This window comes from Oleomonas cavernae, assembly GCF_003590945.1.
GTDB lineage: Bacteria > Pseudomonadota > Alphaproteobacteria > Zavarziniales > Zavarziniaceae > Zavarzinia > Zavarzinia cavernae.
In genome coordinates, this window is the sequence record NZ_QYUK01000011.1 from 225,332 (window position 1) to 245,446 (window position 20,115).

A 20,115-nucleotide genomic window follows, 5' to 3' on the forward strand; every position below is an offset into this window, starting at 1 on the left:
GGCGCCGTCGACCGCCGACAGGTCCCGGAAGAAGATGCAATGTCCCGCTACTGATACCGGCTAGGTCGGTCTTGAGCGAGGAGAAGAAGCTCTCCATGGCGGTATTGTCCCAGACATTGCCGGATCGGCTCATCGAGCAGGCCACGCCGTTGTCGGCCGTCAGCTTCTGGAACTGTTCGCTGGCATGTTGGCTGCCCTGACCCGAGTGGTCCAGCAAGGCCACCGGCTTGCCCCGCTGCCAGATCGCCATCATCAGCGCATCGGCGACGAGCTGCGCGGTCATCTCGGCCTTCATCGACCAGCCCACACGCGGCGGGGGAAGAGGTCGATAACGGCCGCGACGGTAGAGCCAGACTTCGGCCGTCCAGACATAGTAAAGTCGGCGATTCAGCGCTGGTTTGGTCACTCGGCGAATTCACGATCGAGCGTGTTGGGAGCGATTGCCGACCGCCGCCCTTCATCCTTCGGCACCCCGCGACGCCGGAGCCTCGCACGCAGAGCCTGGTCGGACGGCCAGACCGAGGGGCTGATTGCCAAACTCAAACTCGTGCAGCGCCATATGTACGGCAGGCGCAGCCTTGATTTGCTACAGGCTCGGGTCATCGGCGTCACTTGACTGCGGAATCGTCAAAAGTGCATCAGAGCTGAGAAAGGCAGCCATTTCTTCACCTCGGGCGAGAAGCTCGATCCCAATATCCTGGGCATGAATGCCGAAGGTGAATTGAATTCGATGGTTGCCGAAGGGAACGCTCGCGCGGCCGGTGATTCGATGGAGGCTGTGCTGTCATGGGGAACACTACTTGATACCTTGGAAGAACGGCTCCTGCGCGCCGCGGTTGGTTGAGCCGGCGGCAACTTCGCCGAGGCTGTCCGTTCCCTGGGGCTGAGCTGTGCACAACTCGCGTACAGGATCTAGAAAATAGAGGAGGGTGAGGAAGCTGCCGCCTTGAGACGGTAACCCGGTGGCGCCCCCACGCCATTTACGGGTTGCTAACGACCAGGCGCTATTCCTTGTCGCATCGGGCCGAAAGGGCTGGTGCGCATGCGGGAGAATGCCAAAGGCGGGCGGGGAAGGGCGTTGTTGCCGGCGGCGATCATGCTGCTGTCGGGCTTGACTGCGCTCGCCTGGCTGCGCGTCGCCCCGGCTGACGATACTCGTGAAGTCATGGTTCTGATGCCGCAGCCGGAAGCGGCCGCGGCGCTTGCCGATCAGGTGCCCGATGCGGCCATCGTCGGACGAGGCGGATTGCCCGGGTCCTGGATCGTCGCCGCCAGGGGGAATGGGCTTGCGGCTCGCCTGCGGGCTGCCGGCGCCTTGCTGATTCTCAATGCCGATGAAGCCGCCTTCCTGTGCGGCGCCCCAACGCCTGGGATTTGAGGACAAGATGGGCGATAGCGTGCGTCTCCAGGGACTTGACAGTCTGCGGGCGGTGGCGGCAAAGGGGCTGATCGCGCTCCTGTGGGTTCATGTGCCGCTGGTCGCGGCGCTCACGCTTGCGGACGGCGTTGAAGGTGCCCTGGCCTTTAACGCCCTGGTTCTAGCCGCGGCCGGCTTCTCCACTTTCGTGTGGTGGCGCGAGGGGCCGTCGCCGGCCTTCCGCTACCTGGTCGCGGTCGCCCTGGTCACCATGGTCTCGGTTCTAGTCGCGGTGATTGATCCGGAACTGCGGATCGACCTGCATATGTATTATTTCGCCTGTTTCGCCATCCTGGCCGTCTTCTGCGACTGGCGGGTGGTGGTGATCGGTGCGACCGCCACGGCGCTGCATCATCTGGTGCTGAACTTCACCCTGCCGTTCTACCTCTTTGCTGCCGGTCCCGACCTGGGGCGGGTGGTACTGCATGCCGTGGTCGTCGTTTTCGAGTGCGGTGGCTTGGTCTGGCTGTGCCTGACGCTCGAGCGGGCGTTCCACCGGGTGGCCAGCCAGCAGGCGGAAACCGAAACCGCCCTGGAGCAGGCGCGGGTCGAGCGCGAAATAGCGATCGCCAAGGCCACGGCCCTGGCCGAGGAACAGGCCGCTGCCGAACGGGAGACCCATCGCACTTCGGAAGCCCGCATCGCTGAAGACCTCAAGCGGGCCGAAGCAGAAGCTCGCCGGGCCGCGGCCGTCGCCGCCGCCATCGGCGCCTTCGAGGGCGAGATCTCTGACGTCCTGCAGAGTGTGACCCTTGCCATCACCCAGCTCCGGGCCAATGCGGAAGACCTGGAGCGGCTGTCGGACGGCACCAACCAGCAGTCGACCTCGGTCGCCGAGGCGGCGGAGCGCACCTCCGGCAATGTCCAGACAGTGGCCGCCGCGACCGAGGAACTGGCCTCCACCTCGCGCGAGGTGGGCCGTCAGGCCCAGGCTTCGGCCGGGATGTCGGGCCGCGCCGTCGATCTGGCTGCGCGCACCAATGCCAATGTGATGGGCCTGGCAAGGGCGGCCGACCGCATCGGCGAGGTGATCCGTCTGATCGAAGCGATCGCCGGCCAGACTAATCTGCTGGCCCTCAATGCGACCATCGAGGCGGCGCGGGCGGGCGAGGCGGGCAAGGGCTTCGCCGTGGTCGCGGCCGAGGTCAAGAACCTGGCCAAACAGACCGCCACCGCCACCGAACAGATCACCAGCCAGGTCGCCAGCATCCAAGATTCGACCCGCGAGACGGTCGATGCCATCGGCGCGATCGACGTCGCCATCCGCAAGATGAGCGAGGTAACGACCACCATCGCCAGCGCCGTCGAGCAGCAGGTGGTCGCCACCAATGAGATCGCCCGCAATGTCGACGAGGCGGCACGCGGCTCTTCCGCCGTGTCGACGGCGATTGACGGCGTGCGCAATGCCGCCTCCCGGACATCGCTGTCCTCTACCGAGGTCTTCAGGGCCGCTGCCAATCTCGACGAGCAGGCAGGCCGCCTGCGCAGTGGGGTCGACCGTCTCCTGAGAGCCGTCAAGGCGGCGTGACCTACTGTAGTATCTTGGAATTATCCAAGGCTTGTTTCTAACCTTTTGATTTCTCTCGGCGTGCCAGGGAGGATGAAGATGAGACTTGGTCCATCATACTGAAATGAACGGAACCGAGCCAGAATACCGACGAAGAAAAGGCCATCTGGAAGGACGGGCAGATCCCGGAGGACTAGCGGGCCAAAGCCGGCCAAGCTGATGCAGAAAGACCACGATGCCCGGCCCGCTGGACGCCGCAGCGGGCCAAGGCGCGCAAAGCCAAGGCTGAGGGGCGAAGGTGGAGGCATCACATCTCACGCTGCCGTCGATCTCTTGACCACGATCGTCTGGGCGTTGGTGTATTCGAGCAGCCCCTCCACGCCGTTCTCGACGCCGACGCCTGACTGCTTGTGACCGGCAAAGGCCGCTGTCGGGCTGAGGTGCTGGGTCTCGTTGATCCACACCGTGCCGGTCTCAAGCTGTTCGCCCACCGCCAGCGCCTTTTGCGTGTCGGCCGACCAGACCGAGCCGCCCAGGCCGTATTCGCTGGCATTGGCCTTGGCGATCGCTTCCTCGATCGAGTCGACTTTCAGGAGCGGCATGATCGGGCCGAACTGCTCCTCGTTGACGATGCGCGCATCCTCAGGCGGATTGTCCAGGATGGTCAAGGGCACGAAGTAGCCCGGGCCGTCATGATCCTCGCCGCCCAGCAGGAACTTGTGGCCCTGGGCCTTGCTGTCGGCGATCAGGTCCTTCACCCGCTGGTACTGCTGCTTGTTCTGGATCGGGCCGATCAGGGTGCCCTGCTCGGAGCCGTCGCCCACCTTGATCGTCCGGGCATAGTCGACGATCGCCTTGGACAGGGGCTCGTAGACATCCTTGTGGACATAGGTGCGCTTGGAGGCGATGCAGATCTGGCCGTTGTTGCGGAAGGCGGCCCAGAACAGCTCCGGCGCCACCTTGTTCACGTCGACGTCCGGCAGCACGATGGCGGCGTCGTTGCCGCCCAGCTCCAGGGTCACCCGCTTGAGCGAGGCCGAGGCGCTTTGCATCACCCGGCGGCCGGTCTGGGTCGAGCCGGTGAAGGAGACTTTGTCGATCCCCTTGTGCTCGGTCATCCAGGGCCCCAGGGCATCGCCGCCGGTGACGACGTTGAGCACGCCGGGGGGGAGGACGTCGCGCAGGATCTCGCCCAGTTTCAGCGTGGTCAGGGGCGTGAAGGGCGAGGGCTTCAGCACCACCGTGTTGCCGGCGAACAGGGCCGGGCCCAGCTTGAAGATCGCCAGGATGACGGGGAAGTTCCAGGGCGAGATCGCGCCGACCACGCCGATGGGAACATGACGGGTTTCGCTGCGCCGCTCGGCGCTGTCCTCGTTCACGGTGACCGGCAGGTCCATGGTGGCGGTGCCCTGCAGGAAGAAGCCGGCGCCGCCAACCTCGAATTCTGCGTCGGCGAAGGGCTTGCCCTGCTCCAGGGTGAGCAGGCGCTTCAGCCCGTCGAGATTGGCGAAGATGGCGCCCGCCATGGCCTGGAGCAGGGCGCGGCGCTCCTCGAACGGGGTGGCGCGCCACTTCGGGAAGGCCTTGCGGGCAGCGGCGACGGCCAGGTCGAGCTGTTCGCGCGAGCAGTCCGGCGCCTGGGCGATGACCTGCTCGTTGGCGGGGTTGATGACGGGGAAGGTGCTGGCCCCGGCAACGCCCAGGCCATCGATCGTCATGGTGTAGTCGGCATCGAAATTCATCGGCTCTCTCCCTTTAGTTTTTCGCCGCACGTCACAGGTCGAGGACGACGACATTTTCGCCCGTGCCGCGAGAGACACAGGGGATGAACTGACCCGCGGCCCGTTCGGCCGGCGTCAGCACCGAGTCTCGATGCACGACTGCACCCGAGACCAAGCGGCAGCGGCAGGTGCCGCAGATGCCGCGCCGGCATAGCGTGTCGACCGACAGCCGTGCCTTGTCGAGGACGTCGGTGATGGCAACGCCGGCCGGCACTTCCAACTGCTGCCTGGCTCGGGCCAGTTCCAGTGTGAAAGCCTTCTGCGGGGTGTCGTCCTGCGGGGAGAAGCTTTCCGTCGAGATTGTGTCTTCCGGCCAGCCCATGGCGGTGGCGCTGCGGGTCACGAAGGCCATGAATCCAGCGGGGCCGCACAGATAGATCCTGTCGCCCTCCCGCCATGGGCCGAGGACCGCAGCGACCGCCGTTTCCGGGAAGCCCTTGCCCTGGTCGTAATGGGTGCCGATCCGATCGCGGAACGGGAAGCGCGAGAGGCTGGTGCCGAAGGGGGCATGGCTCTCGTCTCGGGCAAAGACGTGAAGCTCGAAGCCACGCCCGCTCAGGGCATAGGCCATGGAGAGCAGCGGCGTGATGCCGATGCCGCCGGCGACCAGGATATGGCGACCGCTGCCGATCGTCAGCGGGAAGTGGTTGCGCGGCCTGCCGACATTGATCGCGGCGCCCGCAAGCAGCCTCTCGTGCACGGCGATGGAACCACCGCGCCCCTCCGCCTCACGCTTGACGGCGATCTGCCAGCGCCCCGCTACGCCGGGCATGCCGATCAACGAATACTGCCGGACGACTGACGGGCCCAGCCGCAGGTCGACATGGGCGCCGGCTTCGAAGACCGGCAAGGGGCCTTGTACCCCTTCGAGCGTGAACAGGCGGATGCCGGCCGCGATATCCTCGACGACGGCGATCCGGGCTTCCAGCCAGGGCATTTCCGCCGCCGGTGCGGAAGGGTTGCCTGGATCGAACAGGCCGCGGAAATTGAGCCGCCGCGGCGAAAGCAGGGCCGATGCTGCCTGCCAGCCCGCTTCCAGCCGGTAGAAGGGCAACTGCGGGTAGAGATGGTGCATCAGATGGGCGCTCTGCCCCAGCATGAAGGCGAGAGCGAGGGGATTGCGCTCGATCATCACCGTCGCGTGCAGCGGATGGTCGTTCTGCATGATGCCCGGCGGATGCTGGATATGGGCAAAGAGATAGGTGAGGATGCCCAGGCCAAGGCGCTGGGGTAGCATCCAGGCGATCAGCCAGTCCGTCGCATAGGGCGAGGCGATCCAGGCGGCATGCCATGCCACATAGAGCGTGAAGCCGAACACGAAGCGCGCATTTTGCAGCGCCGGCCAGCGATTGAAACGCTTCATGTACCAGAAGAACCAGACGACATCGATGAAAACCATCGACGGCAGGGAACCAGGCAGCGGGCGCACCAGGATATCGTCAGGGTCTTCCGTGTGGTGGCCGGTGTGCTTGTGATGTTCGAGGTGCAGGTGGCGGTAGACCGCGACCTCGATCCCGGGAAGCAAGATCTGGCCGCCCATGGTGCCAATGATCTCGTTGAGCAGAGGATTGCGCGAAATCGCCCGATGGGTGCCGTCGTGCAGCACGGTGAATGAGGCATAGACGAGCACGGCCCCGATGGGAACCCCAAGCCAGGGCGACAGCCCGCCCGCCAGCATGCCCCAGGCTGACAATGCGAAGCCACCCAGGCAGGCGGCCAACAGCAGCAAGGTCGGCACGGGGAACAGGGGCAGGACATGCAGGTCCTGCAGGGTTCGGGTCGCGCGGGCCTTTGCCGCGAGGCCCCAGTCGGCCGTCGCCTGGGTTTGCATCATCTCTCCTCCGCATTTCGCCGAAGGTGCGGCGCCGGAGAACCGCCTTCCACCCCCCTATTAGAGGTGCTGGACGGTAATCCCGGCTCGGGCTGTCCTGCGACGAATGAAACAGGGGAGGCGAGGCGCCATGGAATTCGACTACGTCATTGTCGGTGCGGGCTCGGCCGGCTGCGTGCTGGCCAATCGACTGACGGAGGACGGCCGCAGCAAGGTCTGCCTCATCGAAGCAGGCACCAGGAAATCGTCACCCCTTGTGCGCTGGCCCGGCATGTTCGGCATGAACATGCTAATCCACCGTCACAACTGGGCATTCAATTCCGTGCCCAACCCGGCAACCGGCGGACGCCGCCATTTCCTGCCGCGCGGCAAGGGCCTTGGCGGCTCCTCCGCGATCAACGCCATGGTCTATATCCGGGGCGACGCGTCGGACTACGACACCTGGGCGCAGGCAGGGAATCGCGGTTGGGCCTATCAGGACGTCCTACCCTATTTCCGCAAGGCAGAGGACAACGCCCGCGGCGCCGACGACCATCACGGTGCCGGCGGGCCGCTCCATGTCTCCGACACCCACTATGGCTATGTGCCGAACCTGAAATTCATAGAGGCAGCGGTCCAGGCGGGCTTTCCCCACAATGCGGACTTCAACGGCGCGCAGTTCGAGGGGGTCGGCCTCTATCAGTTCACAATCAAGGATGGGCGGCGCTGGGGTGTGCGCCAGGCCTATCTGGAACCGGCATTATCGCGTTCCAACTTGGCCGTGCTGACCGACGCGCGCGTGCTCAAGCTGGCGATGGACGGCCGGCGGGCGATGGGCGTCGTGATCGACCAGCAGGGCAAGCGCCAGACGATCAAGGCCCGGCGCGAGGTGATATTGGCCGGTGGCAGCTTTGGGACCCCGCAGGTATTGCTGCTCTCAGGGATAGGGCCCGCCGATGAGCTGAGGGGCAAGGGCATCGGCGTCGCCCACGATCTGCCCGGCGTCGGCCGCAATTTACAGGAACATCCCGACGTCGCAGCAGTCTACACGTCAAGGAAGCGCGATGGCTTCGTGATGAATGGCGCCGGCCTTGCGAAGATGGCGGGGGCGGGCCTCTCCTATCTCGTCGGGCGGCGCGACAATATGCTGGGCCGCTCGGTCACCCAGGCGGGCGGCTTCGTCAAGTCTGATCCCTCGGTCGACGTTCCCGATCTGCAATTCCACTTCGTGCCACTGATCTTCGTCGATCACGGCCGCGACACCAAAGCGATGGGCCGCCACGGTCTGTCACTGCACGCATGTTTCCTGCGTCCCTACAGCCGCGGCAGCGTAACCCTGGCCTCGCCCAGTCCGTTCGACGATCCGGCGATCGACATCGGTCTGCTGTCCGATCCGCGCGATATCGAGCGGCTGGTCAAAGGGGTGAAGCTGTGCCGCCGCATTCTGCAGCAGCCCGCCCTGGCCGACCATCTCGACAGGGAACTAATCCCGGGCGACGAGGTACGCAGCGACGCGGAGTTGGAAGCGGCGGTCCGCCAACACTGTGAGCACGTCTATCATCCGGTCGGCACCTGCAAGATGGGGCGAGACTCGATGGCGGTGGTCGGCGACGATCTGAAGGTTCACGGCATCGCGGGCCTGCGCGTGGCCGATGCATCAATCATGCCGACGCTGGTCTCCGGAAATACCAACGCCCCGACGATCATGATCGCTGAGAAAGCGGCGGACATCATCAGGGAGCGTGTCGCGCTGCCGCGGGAGGAAACCCGCAACGTCGCTTGATGGTTCTGAAAAAAAGGGCGGGCCGCGACAGCGGCCCGCCCTGAGGTGGGGAGGAAAGGTATCCCCTCAGTGCTGGGCGGCGGGCAGATGCACGGTCATGCCTGCGACGCAGGGCGAAACCTTGATCTGGCAGGCGAGACGCGAGCCTTCGGTCGGATTAGGCGTAAATTCGAGCAGCGAGGCTTCCATCTCGCTCTTTTCCGGCAGCCGGGCCAGCCATTCCGGGTCGATGTGGATATGGCAGGTGGCACAGGCGCAGGCGCCGCCGCAATCCGCGTCGATGCCGGGAACCATGTTGGCGACGGCGCCCGCCATGATGCTGTTGCCGTCCGCGACATCGATTTCGTGACGGGTGCCGTTGTGTTCAATGAAGATGATGGTGCTCATGACGCTGTATTCCTCAGCCGCGGATGCGGGCGGGCAATGACGAGTAGCCCTTGACGAAAGACGAGTAGACGCGCGTCGGCTCGCCGACGACCTCGATCGGTTGGTCGGGCCACCGCTTCAGGATCTCCTCCCAGACGATACGAAGCTGCATTTCGCCCAGACGGTTGCCGACGCAGCGATGGATGCCGAAGCCGAAAGACAGATGCTGTCGTGGCCGGGCGCGATCGATGATGAAGTTGTTCGGGCGCTCGACTGCCTCTTCGTCCCGGTTGCCCGAGACGTACCACATGACCACCTTCTCGCCAGCACGAATGGTCTTGCCGCCTAGGACGGTGTCCATCTTCGCGGTGCGGCGCATGTGGGCGAGCGGGGTCTGCCAGCGAATGATTTCCGGCACCATGCTGGAGATCAGTGCGGGGTTCTCGCGCAGCTTGCGATACTGCTCGGGATTCTGGCTGAGGGCGAGGAGGCCGCCGGTAATCGAATTGCGCGTGGTGTCGTTGCCGCCGACGATCAGCAGCATCAGATTGCCCAGGAACTCTTCGGGTGACATATGGCGCATGGCATCCGAGTGGGCCATCATCGAGATCAAGTCGTTGCCTGGCGCCGCATTCACCCGTTCGTTCCACAGACGGGTGAAATAGGCACCGCACTCCATGATCTCGGCCATCTTCTGCTCGTGGCTTTCGATAATGCCCGAGCCCGGGGTGGCGGTCGCGACATCGGACCAGCGGGTCAGTTTGCGGCGATCTTCCCAGGGGAAGTCGAACAGCGTCGCCAGCATCTGGGTGGTCAGCTCGATCGAGACGCGCTCGACCCAGTTGAAGGTCTCGTTTCTCGGCAGGCCGTCGAGGATTTCACCGACGCGGGACCGGATGGTCGTTTCGAGTTTCGCCAGGTTTTCGGGTGAGACGACAGGGCTCACCGTCTTGCGCTGTTCGTCGTGCTTGGGCGGGTCCATGGCGATGAACATGGGCAGGCCGGTCGACGCGTTGCCGTCCTCGATGGTGATGCCGCCCATGGTCGTGTCGGACGAGAAGATGTGGTGGCTGGTCTCCACCTGCATGATGTCCTTGTACTTGGTCACCGACCAATAAGGCCCATACATGCCGTTGGCGCACCAGTGGACCGGGTCTTCCCGGCGGAGGCGCTCGAAAAAGGGCCACATCGTGTCGTCACGGAACCGCGCAGGGTCGCTCACGTCGATTTCGGCGAGCGGCATCGACCAGGCGTCGGTGGCGGGACCTTGTCTCAAAGCGGCTGTTTCGCTCATTTCCTAACTCCCTGTCGCCCCTTTCGAGGCATTGATCATTGATGGTCTTGGCGGGTAGGCCCGCGGCCGAATCCGATCTGCACCAATGTGAAGATCTGATCACTTTTCACCTTCAGCCATCATGTGATCGACGGGGCCCCCCTCGATCGAGTGGGAACGCTGAGTGCGGCGCGCGCTGGCGACGCTTCCCTCCGTTTTGGGAGAATTCCGGCTTAGGCCAACCCTTCCGGGTGGGGGGCAGCGTCCCTGCCTTGGGCGCAGTCTTTGCCGACTTCGGGAAAGCGCACACCAATAGCGCGGCCAGAAGACAAGGCGCCGGGCCAACCGGTCGCAAGGGAGGAAGCGAATGACGCGAAAAATCGCGTTGGGGCCTATTCAAGACGCGCCCCATCAAACCATGCAGATGGCCGTCAGGCCAGCGTTCCACCGCCAGACAGGGGACTCGTAGGCCAGTGCAGAATTTCAGCTATCGCCTGTCGCATGCGATCATGAAAAATCGGGGCTTCTCGATTCTGATCATCGCGCTCATCACCGTTTTCTTCGGCTGGGGCTGCCGCCAGGTCGAACTGCGAACGATCTTTTCCGATCTGCTGCCGGCGGACCATCCGTACGTGCAGACGTTCAAGGATCATCCCAACTTCGGCAACCCGCTGACCGTAACCATCATGGTCAAACGGACCGACGGCGATATCTATAATATCGAAACCCTGCAGAAGATCTGGAACCTGACCCGCGAGATCGACCTCGCACCCGCCGTCGATCATGACCAGGTGATCTCGATCTCGACCGAGAAGGTCCGCTATGCCGAGGCAACGCCGACGGGTATCGACACCCAGCCGGTGATGGGCGACACCATCCCCTCGACCCAGGCGGATATCGACGAATTCAGGCGTCGTGTCGACATGGCGCCGCTGGCGCGCCGTTTCTATATCTCGCAAGACGGCACCGCGACCCTGATCACGGCGACGTTCATCGAGCGCCTGCTCGATTACGGCGAGACCTTTGAATACATGCAGAAGATCGTCGAGGAAGCGCGCGACGAGCATCACGAGGTACATATGGCGGGCATGCCGGCCCTGACCGGCTGGGTATACCGCTATCAGCAGCAGATGCTGGGCATCTTCGGCATCACTGGCGCCGCCCTGCTGCTCTGCCTCATTCTCTACATGCGCAATCTCGCGGGCGTGCTTGCGCCCATTATCACCTCGGCGGTTACGGCGGTATGGGGCTTCGGCTTCGTCGGCTGGCTCGGCCTCGCGGTCGAGCCGCTGATCATGGTGGTGCCGCTGCTGCTGGTCGCACGCTCATTCAGCCACTGCGTGCAGTTCACCGAGCGCTACTATGAAATCTACCTTCATGTCGGCGATCGGCGTAAGGCCGCTGAGATCGCGCTTTCGGTCATGATGGCGCCCTCCGTCCTCGGCATTTTCACCGATGTCGCGGGCCTGGCACTCATCGCCGTCGCGCCCATTCCCGCCATGGAGCGCTTCGCGATCTTCTGTGCCTGGTGGGCGGCGATGATCGTGCCGGCCAACGTGTTCTTCTCGCCACTGGTGCTTTCGCTTCTGCCGCCGCCCAAGAACGTGCGCCAGATCACCGGCGCCGATGGTGACGTCGGCTTCCATGCGGCTATCAAGCGTTTCCTCGGCCACATCTCGAAGCTGAGCTATGGCCGCGCCGCCCGCGTCACTACCGTCTTCTTCGTCATCGTCTCGGCCTATTCGTTCCACCGGTTCTCGCAGATGGAGGTCGGCAACCCGGTGGAGGGCAGCAACATCCTCTGGGAGGATGGGGAGTTCAACAAGGCGGTGGCGGCCATCAACCGCAACTTCCCCGGCGTGAATACCCTGGAGATCGTGCTGGAGGCGAAGAACCCGATCAATCCGAACCGGGTGGCACGCCAGGCCGAAACCATCCTGACCATGGCTCAGATCCAGTACGCGCTGGAGCACATGGAGAATCCGCCCCGCGCGACCTTATCCTTCGCGGACTATCTGCCCGAGGCCAACCGCCTGTTCGCCGGCGGCAATCCGAAGTGGGCGCCGCTCGACCCGAACGATGCGTCCATGGGGGCCGCGGTCGGCGCCGTGATGTTCGGGACAAGCCCCAAGGCCTTCCTGCATGTCGCCGACTTCGAGCAACAGAACGCCACGGTCTCGCTCTGGTACCCGGACAACAAGCAGGAAACGGTCGACCGGGCGCTCGCCCAGGCCCGCCAAGCGGTGGAACTCGTCGGTGCGGATCACCCGGATTTCAAGATACGCCTCGCTACCGGCACGATCCCCCTGCAGCAGTCGATCAACGACACGGTCGCCCACTATGAGATGATCATTCTGGCCTGCCTCAATCTCGTCATCCTGATCGGCTGTGCCTACGCCTACCGTTCGGTGGTGGCCGGATTCTTCCTGCTGATCCCCGTCAACCTCGCCAATATCTACCTCGGCGCGGCCATGACGGAGATGGGCATCGGTCTCGACGTCAATACCCTGCCGATCGCAGCGATCGGCATCGGCGTCGGCATCGACTACGGCATCTATCTGCTGTCCCGCATCTGCGAGGAATACCAGGCCACCAAGCGTTACGACACGGCGATCCGTGCGGCCGTGATGACCACCGGCAAGGCGATCATGTTCACGGCAACCATCGTCGCCGCCGGTCTGATCCCCTGGACCTTCATGTCCGACTTGAAGTTCCTCGCCGACATGGGCCGGCTGCTCCTGATGGTCATGACCATCAACATGGTGCTCGCCATCGTGGCACTGCCCCTGCTGGTTTGGCTGTTCAAGCCGCGTTTCGTAACTCGGAACGACCTGCTGGTCGGCGAATCAATAGACCTCAGCCAGTACACCGAGGGGCGCAATCTCGACCAGCCAGCCTTTGCCAAGTAACCGCCCACGAGAGAAGACCAAATAGAAAATCCAATCCTGGAGACTAAGCAATGCATATCATGAAGTTCGACAAGGGTTACAGCCGCCGCCAGTTCCTGACAAAGTCGGCACAGGCCGGCCTCTCGCTCGGCATGCTGACGGCGATGTGGCCCGAGATCGCCCGTTCGGGCGACATCACCAAGGTCTACCCGGAAGAACTGCTCTCGATCGAGGCCTACACCAAGGGCAAGCTCAAGACCGGCGACATCGTCGACGCCAACAATGTCGATATCGTCAAGGACCTGCTCGATCCCTCCGCCTACAAGCAGGTGAAGGAGATGGGGCGGAAGATCCGCCTCGTGAAGACGACGACGGACGTCACCAAGCTGTTCCCGCACCGGTATCTCGAGGCAACGCTCAAAAACAAGGGCAAGGCAAAGCTGGACGCCAAGGGCAACGTCGTGATCGAGAACGGCGATCCCTGGATCGGCGGAAATCCCTTTCCCGATGCGAAGGATGGCGTGGAGGCATTCGCCAACATCACCCTGTCGTGGGGCCGCCACGACCAGACGCTCTATGCCATCAAGGACTGGGACATTTCGCCGAGTGGCACGGTGTCATATCAGTATGATTTCTGCTGGTGCGAGCAGAATGCGACAGGTCTCATTTATAACCCGGAAGGCCCTTATTGGCAGGGCAAGAAGGACCGAGCCCGTTACCAGTCTGTATGGTTTGTCTCGCCGAACGACGTGCGCGGCACCTCATTCCTCAACGAATGGTACTACGACCAGACCCAGTTCCCGGACTTATTTGGTTACCTGCCGGCCTTCAAGCGTGAGCGCCGTTTCCCAACCAACCAGCGGTTCGAGCCGCTGGTACCCGGCATCACCATCTTCCTGTCCGACGCCTGGGCGGCAGGCGATCCCATGCTGACCTGGGGCAACTACAAGGTGATCGAGACCAAGCCGCACCTCGGCGCAGTGTCCGAGAACTGGGCGGGCGACGACCCGAACTGGGAAAAGCCGGCCCACGGCGGCCCGAAGGATCAGACCTTCTGGCTGTCCAACATGGAACTCTGCCCCGAGGTGCTGGTGGTCGAATGCGAACCAACCGGTTACCCGAGGGCGCCGGTCGGCAAGAAGCGCGTCTACATCGATGCCCGCAACATGATGTTCATTGCCTACCTGACCTACGATCGCCGCGGCGAGATGTGGAAATCCTTCGAGCCCGCGTTCGGCCTCTACGACACGGGCAAGAACAAGGTGATGGACGGCGACCACGTCCATTGGTCCTGGGCCCACTTCACCTGCCACGATCTCCAGGCGAACCGCATGAGTCGCGCGCTGAAGGCCAAGGAGATCACCGGCGGCTATCAGTCGGGATTCAACCAGGGCGACGGCATCCACGACCAGTACCTGACCATTCAGGCGATCCGACGCCTTGGCGCCTGATCGTCCGGCAAGCTGGTGGAAAGACAAGGGCCGGCGCCGAGGCGCGCCGGCCCGACAGGGCGGAAACAGGGGTAAAGGGACATGGGAAGCAGGATCGGCTGTATCGGCAGGCGCTTCGGGGCGATGGCCGGCGGGCTATTGCTAGCGGCGGGGGCGGCATTTGCGCAGACGGGGCCTACGCTCGACACGGTCAGGCAGGGCACGGCGCATGAGGCCATCTATTGCCTGAGCCAGAGCGGCAGCGGCGAACGGCTTGCCGTGGGCGTGCCCAATCTTCTCTTCACCAGCGGGGACGCCGGCCGAACCTGGCAGCGGGTGACTGAGGTCAACAGTGCGAGCGCCTATCTGGGCTGCACCATGAACAGTGATGTCGCGCTCGTCGTCGGCCAGCAGGGCGTGATGCTGCGGCGGGACCTCAAGGGTTGGACCAAGGTCGAATCCGGTACCGAGGCGCGGCTGTTCGCGGTCGACGCCAATCAGGCCGGCCGGGCCGTGGCCGTTGGCGCCTTCGGCACTATCCTCGTCTCGGCGGATAAGGGGCGGACCTGGAAGAAGATCGATTTCGATTGGAACCGGACGAACGACCAGGGCTTCGAGCCCCATCTCTACAGCGTCAGCCTCGATGCTGACGGTAGCATGACCATCGTCGGCGAATTCGAGTTGATCATGCGCTCGTCGGACGGCGGTGACTCCTGGGATATTGTCCATCGTGGCACCGCCTCCCTCTTCGACCTGAAGATCGAGGAGAGTGGCATCGGCTATGCAGCAGGCCAGAACGGCAAGGTCCTGCGTACGCGCGATCACGGCAATGCCTGGGAAGTGGTGGAGACCGGCACCAAAGCCAACCTGCTGGGCATCGCCCGAGGCGAAGACGGCAAGACCCTGATAACTGGGCTTCGCACCATGCTGGTCACGACCGATACATCCTCGACTGTGACGCCCCTGATGGCGGGAGACATTGCCACGACCTGGTATCAACCAGCGATTGCGGCCAAGGGCAGCGGATGGATCGTCGGCGGACATACCGGCCGCATCGTTCGTGTCAGCCAGAACTAGAACCGGTGACAAAGGGATCAGGGGGAAACATGTCCGGGAAGCAGCAGAGAGGAGTGGCCGGGATCATCGCCGGCAGCGTTATCAGTGGGGCGCTAGTCGGGCTCGTGATTCCCGCGCTGGGTTTCGATTTCTCGATCTCCGGCTTCATCCGTCAGGAAATGGCGATCAAGCTCAGCGATAAGGAGAACCAGGCTAACAACCAGGGCAATCCGTTCAACGGCAGGGATGTTCCGCTCGAGCCTCTAGGCCTTGACCTGTCGACGCTCGGCGGCGTCAACAATCTTCTGGGCAGCCTCGCCTTGCCTGCCCTTACCGACATCACTCAACCGCTGTTCGGCTCGGCCCTGACCCTGCCGCCGACCGGGCGGCGCGACGTCCGCACGGCCAAGAACGACTACAATCTCTTCGCCACCCGCGTCGAGGTGAACATGGCGGCGATGATCGACGCCAACTGGAGTGCCCGCCTGACCGTCCGCGGCTATTACGACTGGAACGTCTACGACGACAACAGCGACACCAACTATTTCGAGACGCAGTTCCGTGACGGTGGCGGTGGTACCCCGCTCGAATATGCCGAAAAGGATTTCATGATCGATTTGCCGGTGGCGACGGTCGATTACACCAACGGCCCCCTGTTCGTGCGCATTGGCAACCAGCAGATCGCCTGGGGTGAGGCGATCTTCTTCCGCGTGATGGACGTGCCTGCAGGACTCGACTATCGCCGACACTTGATATTCGAACCGGCGATCGAGGAGTATGGCGACAAGCGCGTCCCCGGTCTTGGCATTCGCGCGTCCTATCAGATCAACTCGGAATGGGAGGTCGAGGGCTTCATCCAGAAGTTCGAGCCGACGATTTATCCCAATCCCCATACGCCCTATAATGTGGTACCCGACCAGTTCACGCTGCATGATCGCTATGACGGCTATGCCGACAACCTGTGGAACGTCGGTGGCCGCATCCGGGCCCAGCTCGGGAATCTCGGCCTGCAATTCATCGCCGTCTCGCGCCACAATCCCGATGGGGTAATCCGCTGGACCAAGTCGGGCGTGGACCGCGATCTGCCGGTGCTGCCGGGCTCGGGCGCGGCTATGGCCGAGACCCCGTTCGAGGTTGATCAACAGAACGGTGTGAAGAGCCAGGAGGAATGGTACTGGTACGCCAATTCGATCAGGCTCAACGGCACGCAGGGCCTCAACGCCGCGGTCGATGATTTCCAGCCGGCGACGGGGTCGCTGACCGCCTACAACGTCGGGCAGAGCGATGCCCTCGCGCGGGGTGAACTCGACACTTTCTTCTGGCTGTCAGGTGGTCTGCGGGGGCACATCGAGCGCGTCTTTCCCTACGAGAATGTGTTCGGCGCCAGCGTCAACTACGTCTTCGACGGCGAGCCCGGTTCCTTCCTCGAGCAACTCATCGGCCGTATCGAACTCACCTACACACCGAACCGCACGTTCACCAACCCGACCCTTGGCCAGAAGTTCATCAAGGAAGATCAGTGGTCCTTCGCCGCCGTGGCGGAGAAGTGGCATCGCTGGAGCGAGGATTTCCCCGCCGCCTATCTCGTGCTGCAGTTCATTTACAAGAACGGCAGCGACATCTTCGACGTTGGTACCCGCCATCTGTCGGGTTACGGATCGACCTCGACGTCGCCACCTCACGGCACTGATTATTCGAGTGCCATCGCCTTCGCGGGCTTCCAGCCTTCGCCTTCCCTTGAATGGAAGTTCGAATGGGCGGTGCTCTACGAGATCGACGGCGGCATGCTGATCCAGCCGGGTATCCGTTGGAAGCCCAACGACAAGTGGGAGGTCAACCTCTATTCCACTATCATCCTTGGGGAGGAGGACGGCCGCTCCGCTCTTGCGGTCGTCGACTACGCGGACGAGGTGGGTTTGCGCGTCACCTATCAGTTCTAGGTCAGAGTATCCGGCCCCCCGCCGGCACTTGGGGAGGAGGAGCTGCCTCCACAGTCTCCTCCCCATTTTTTTTGAATTCGGGGGAAATAGCGCACAAAATACTGCAGAAACAAGACAGCATCGGCGCCAACAGCCGGGCAAAAAGTTCGGGGGAAGCAGATGGGAACGGAACCGCCACCATCACTGATCAGGAGTGCCAAGGCCAAGCCCACGCCGCTGCGGCAGTGGACCGTGCGACGAGACGGCCTGCTGGCAAGGCTTTCGGCAGAGGCATCGGACGTACAATCGATCGTGATCGAGGCCCCGCCGGGCTACGGCAAGTCGACGCTGATGCGCCAATGGCTGGAATTGCGGGCGGAGCAGGGCTGGCGCACCGCTTGGCTGTCGCTCGACGCGCTAGACGACGAACCCGGCCGTTTCGCGTCGCTGCTAATAGGGGTGTTTTCAACCCTGTGTCGCCAATCGGTGGTGCTCGGATCGGGCGAGTTGCTGGAAATCGAAGCGGTGATCGACCGCATACTTGCCCACGATTTCACGGACCGGCCTGCTGTGCTTTTCATTGATGATTTTCACGTCATCTCCAGCACCCCGATACACCGTGCCATTGCCTTTCTCGCAGCCCAGGCGCCGGAGGGTTTCCAACTCGTCATGAGCAGCCGGGTGGCCCTGCCTATAGCGCTCGCCAACGCGCGCCTGGCCGGCGCGGTCATGATCCTGCGAGAGGCGGACCTCGCTCTCGACGCCGCTGAGAGCCACCGCCTGCTGATGAACATCTGCAAGAAGAGTGTCGACCCCCAGCAGTCGGAACGGCTTCGCCAGCGGGCCGGGGGCTGGGCCGCCATGCTACAGTTGGCCGGACTTGCCCTTGAGGCGAGCGAGAGCCCGTCGCGCTTCGTCGAAGAATTTTCGGGCACCGATGTCGAAGTCTCGCGCTACCTGTGTGAGGTTACCCTGGACTTGCAGCGCCCTGAGGTGCGGCGGCTTCTACTCTCCACCTCGCCACTCGACATGTTCTCGCCGGAACTCTGTACTGCCCTTACCGGCCTCGAGAATACGCGAGCACTCCTGGCTGAGATCGAGGACCGTCACCTGCTGCTGATTCCCCTCGACCGGCAGCGGCGCTGGTTCAAATATCATGCACTTTTCCGCGAATTCCTCGAATCCCGGCTCGACATCGACCTGCCGGGCGAGAAGACACGCCTGCTTTCCGCTGCTTGCGCTTGGTTCCAGGATGCGGGCGAGGTGGAACTGGCAGTCGAACATGCTTTGCGCGCGGGGTTTCATGAGCGCGCCGCCGCCTACGCTTCCGATCGGGTGACCGAGATCGCGCTGTCGCGTGGGGAACTTGCGACGGTACAGCGATGGATCAGCAACCTGCCTGGCGAGATCATCGATCGCTACCCGTCGCTGAAAATTGGACTTGCCTGGGCCTTTACCTTCCGCCAGCGCCATGACGAGGCCGGGCGATTGCTGTCGAGCGTGGAGGCCGATGTGCAGGCCGCCCTCGACCTCGACAAGATTGCCGAGGCGCAGGCGGCGGATACCCTTGCCACCTGTGATATGATCCGTGCCATAGCCGCCGTGGCGGCGGACCGCCACGTGGTTTCGGGCAAGTTGTTGCGCGCATTCGATCGCAAGTGGGCGAACTCTGGCCTGCTCCAACAAGGCTCGATCATCGTCGCCAGCGCCTACACGGCACTCAGCCTCGGCCGCCACCGGGAAGCGGCGCGCCTGACCGAACAGGCGGATGATATCGTCGTCCGCAGTAGGCACTCCTACGCCTTCGGCTGGAATCACGTCGTCAAGGCCCGTCTCGCCTTATTCGAGGGCAAAGTGAATGAGGTCGTCGACCTATGCCGGGCCGCGACGGACGACAGCGACCTCGAATTGCGGCCAGCGGGCTTCGTGCGGGAACTGTTGTCGGTCTGCCTCGCCGAGGCACATTATGAAGCGAATCGGCTGGAGGAGGCGCGGCAGGCGATTGCCGAAGCCGGCGAGAACGCCCTGGGCTATGTGACCGTGGAACTGGGAGAAAGCGCCAGCCGGGTGCTTGCCCGCCTGACGCTGGCTGCGGGCCGGGGCGACGAGGCGGCCAGCATCCTCCGGCGATCAATCGGTCTCGCCCAACAGGCCGGCTTGCCCCGACTCGTTGATCTGCTCGGCGGCGAACTAGCGACGACGTTTCTTCGTCTCGGTCGGCTGGAAGAGGCATTCACCGTCGATCAGGAAATGGGGCTTTCGCAGCCGACAACAGAGGATTTCACGCCGTCGATGGATATGCGCCAGCTCACGCAAGCGCGTCTGGCGCTGGCGCGGGGTGATGCCAGCCGAGCCTCGCGTCTCGTTGGCACGCTGCTGAACAGGGTCCGTTCCACCGGACAGGTCAGGCTTGAGATCTCCGCGCTGTCCATCGCGTCGGCGATCCAGCTCCTGCTGGATGATGCGGCCGGAAGCCGGCGTCTTGCCACACAAGCCAAATTGACCGCCGCCCAGTCCGGACTTCGCCGTTCAGTGGTTGACGAGGACTATCTGCTCAACCTCATGGCCGAGCGCCAGCCGGCGCCGGTCGCTGAATTCGTGCTGTCCGAGGGCGCGACGGCTGGGCTGGGCCTGTCTCACCGCGAAGGCCATGTTCTCTCCTTGATCTCACTCGGCATGAGCAACCGCGACATCGCCGAAGCGCTGGTGCTGTCGGAAGAGACCGTGAAGTGGCACATGCGCAATATCACCAAGAAGCTGAATGCCCGCAACCGCACCCACGCCGTCCAGATCGCGCGCCAGTCGGGACTACTCCACTGAAGCTCCATCCGGGTCTCTTCGATCCGGTTGGATTGGGTCGAGGCACTCGGGGGGATTGGGGGACT

At 63.5% G+C, this 20,115-nt stretch carries 12 protein-coding genes and 1 pseudogene; 8 read left to right on the forward strand and 5 right to left on the reverse strand.

Annotated elements, in window-relative coordinates:
* Positions 1-64: 64 nt before the first annotated feature.
* Positions 65-507: pseudogene (locus D3874_RS04705) on the reverse strand (DDE-type integrase/transposase/recombinase); the annotation flags it as partial.
* A 535-nt stretch (positions 508-1,042) separates the two neighbouring features.
* Here D3874_RS04705 and D3874_RS04715 point away from each other — a divergent pair.
* Positions 1,043-1,378, forward strand: coding sequence for a hypothetical protein (locus D3874_RS04715; RefSeq protein ID WP_119777051.1), 336 nt, complete (start codon positions 1,043-1,045; stop codon positions 1,376-1,378).
* A gap of 7 nt (positions 1,379-1,385) precedes the next feature.
* Positions 1,386-2,945 (forward strand): methyl-accepting chemotaxis protein, encoded by a 1,560-nt coding sequence (locus tag D3874_RS04720; RefSeq protein ID WP_147385522.1) that lies wholly within the window; start codon positions 1,386-1,388, stop codon positions 2,943-2,945.
* Between the two features lie 293 nt (positions 2,946-3,238).
* Here D3874_RS04720 and D3874_RS04725 read toward each other — a convergent pair whose 3' ends face one another.
* Positions 3,239-4,666: an aldehyde dehydrogenase family protein gene (locus D3874_RS04725; RefSeq protein WP_119777053.1), complete on the reverse strand. Its 1,428-nt coding sequence runs from the start codon at positions 4,664-4,666 to the stop codon at positions 3,239-3,241.
* Between the two features lie 31 nt (positions 4,667-4,697).
* Positions 4,698-6,539, reverse strand: coding sequence for a fatty acid desaturase (locus D3874_RS04730; protein ID WP_119777054.1), 1,842 nt, complete (start codon positions 6,537-6,539; stop codon positions 4,698-4,700).
* Positions 6,540-6,666: 127 nt separating this feature from the next.
* Here D3874_RS04730 and D3874_RS04735 point away from each other — a divergent pair, with 127 nt between their 5' ends.
* A complete protein-coding gene (locus D3874_RS04735) occupies positions 6,667-8,298 on the forward strand; it encodes a GMC family oxidoreductase (RefSeq protein WP_119777055.1) in 1,632 nt (543 codons plus the stop codon).
* A gap of 66 nt (positions 8,299-8,364) precedes the next feature.
* On the opposite strand, the gene D3874_RS04740 is transcribed toward D3874_RS04735, so the two are convergent.
* On the reverse strand, positions 8,365-8,685 hold the full coding sequence (locus D3874_RS04740; protein ID WP_119777056.1) for a 2Fe-2S iron-sulfur cluster-binding protein: 321 nt from the start codon (positions 8,683-8,685) through the stop codon (positions 8,365-8,367).
* Positions 8,686-8,698: 13 nt separating this feature from the next.
* On the reverse strand, positions 8,699-9,958 hold the full coding sequence (locus D3874_RS04745) for a cytochrome P450 (RefSeq protein ID WP_119777057.1): 1,260 nt from the start codon (positions 9,956-9,958) through the stop codon (positions 8,699-8,701).
* Between the two features lie 488 nt (positions 9,959-10,446).
* Between D3874_RS04745 and D3874_RS04750 the strand changes: the two genes are divergently transcribed.
* From D3874_RS04750 to D3874_RS04770, 5 genes are all read left to right on the forward strand, one after another.
* Positions 10,447-12,846: an efflux RND transporter permease subunit gene (locus D3874_RS04750; RefSeq protein ID WP_199698942.1), complete on the forward strand. Its 2,400-nt coding sequence runs from the start codon at positions 10,447-10,449 to the stop codon at positions 12,844-12,846.
* 50 nt (positions 12,847-12,896) lie between these two features.
* Positions 12,897-14,276: a DUF1329 domain-containing protein gene (locus D3874_RS04755; RefSeq protein WP_119777059.1), complete on the forward strand. Its 1,380-nt coding sequence runs from the start codon at positions 12,897-12,899 to the stop codon at positions 14,274-14,276.
* 81 nt (positions 14,277-14,357) lie between these two features.
* Complete coding sequence (locus D3874_RS04760; RefSeq protein WP_119777060.1) at positions 14,358-15,332, forward strand: WD40/YVTN/BNR-like repeat-containing protein; 975 nt, start codon at positions 14,358-14,360, stop codon at positions 15,330-15,332.
* Positions 15,281-17,251 (forward strand): DUF1302 family protein, encoded by a 1,971-nt coding sequence (locus D3874_RS04765; protein ID WP_119777061.1) that lies wholly within the window; start codon positions 15,281-15,283, stop codon positions 17,249-17,251. Before D3874_RS04760 ends, D3874_RS04765 begins: the two co-directional genes overlap by 52 nt.
* A 159-nt stretch (positions 17,252-17,410) precedes the next feature.
* Positions 17,411-20,050: a LuxR C-terminal-related transcriptional regulator gene (locus tag D3874_RS04770; RefSeq protein ID WP_119777062.1), complete on the forward strand. Its 2,640-nt coding sequence runs from the start codon at positions 17,411-17,413 to the stop codon at positions 20,048-20,050.
* Positions 20,051-20,115 lie beyond the last annotated feature (65 nt).

Bases quoted from the DNA above. Each gene is read 5' to 3' on its own strand.
- D3874_RS04715 (WP_119777051.1), top strand. From the start codon at position 1,043: ATGCGGGAGAATGCCAAAGGCGGGCGGGGAAGGGCGTTGTTGCCGGCG.
- D3874_RS04720 (WP_147385522.1), top strand. From the start codon at position 1,386: ATGGGCGATAGCGTGCGTCTCCAGGGACTTGACAGTCTGCGGGCGGTG.
- D3874_RS04725 (WP_119777053.1), bottom strand. From the start codon at position 4,666: ATGAATTTCGATGCCGACTACACCATGACGATCGATGGCCTGGGCGTT.
- D3874_RS04730 (WP_119777054.1), bottom strand. From the start codon at position 6,539: ATGATGCAAACCCAGGCGACGGCCGACTGGGGCCTCGCGGCAAAGGCC.
- D3874_RS04735 (WP_119777055.1), top strand. From the start codon at position 6,667: ATGGAATTCGACTACGTCATTGTCGGTGCGGGCTCGGCCGGCTGCGTG.
- D3874_RS04740 (WP_119777056.1), bottom strand. From the start codon at position 8,685: ATGAGCACCATCATCTTCATTGAACACAACGGCACCCGTCACGAAATC.
- D3874_RS04745 (WP_119777057.1), bottom strand. From the start codon at position 9,958: ATGAGCGAAACAGCCGCTTTGAGACAAGGTCCCGCCACCGACGCCTGG.
- D3874_RS04750 (WP_199698942.1), top strand. From the start codon at position 10,447: ATGAAAAATCGGGGCTTCTCGATTCTGATCATCGCGCTCATCACCGTT.
- D3874_RS04755 (WP_119777059.1), top strand. From the start codon at position 12,897: ATGCATATCATGAAGTTCGACAAGGGTTACAGCCGCCGCCAGTTCCTG.
- D3874_RS04760 (WP_119777060.1), top strand. From the start codon at position 14,358: ATGGGAAGCAGGATCGGCTGTATCGGCAGGCGCTTCGGGGCGATGGCC.
- D3874_RS04765 (WP_119777061.1), top strand. From the start codon at position 15,281: ATGGATCGTCGGCGGACATACCGGCCGCATCGTTCGTGTCAGCCAGAA.
- D3874_RS04770 (WP_119777062.1), top strand. From the start codon at position 17,411: ATGGGAACGGAACCGCCACCATCACTGATCAGGAGTGCCAAGGCCAAG.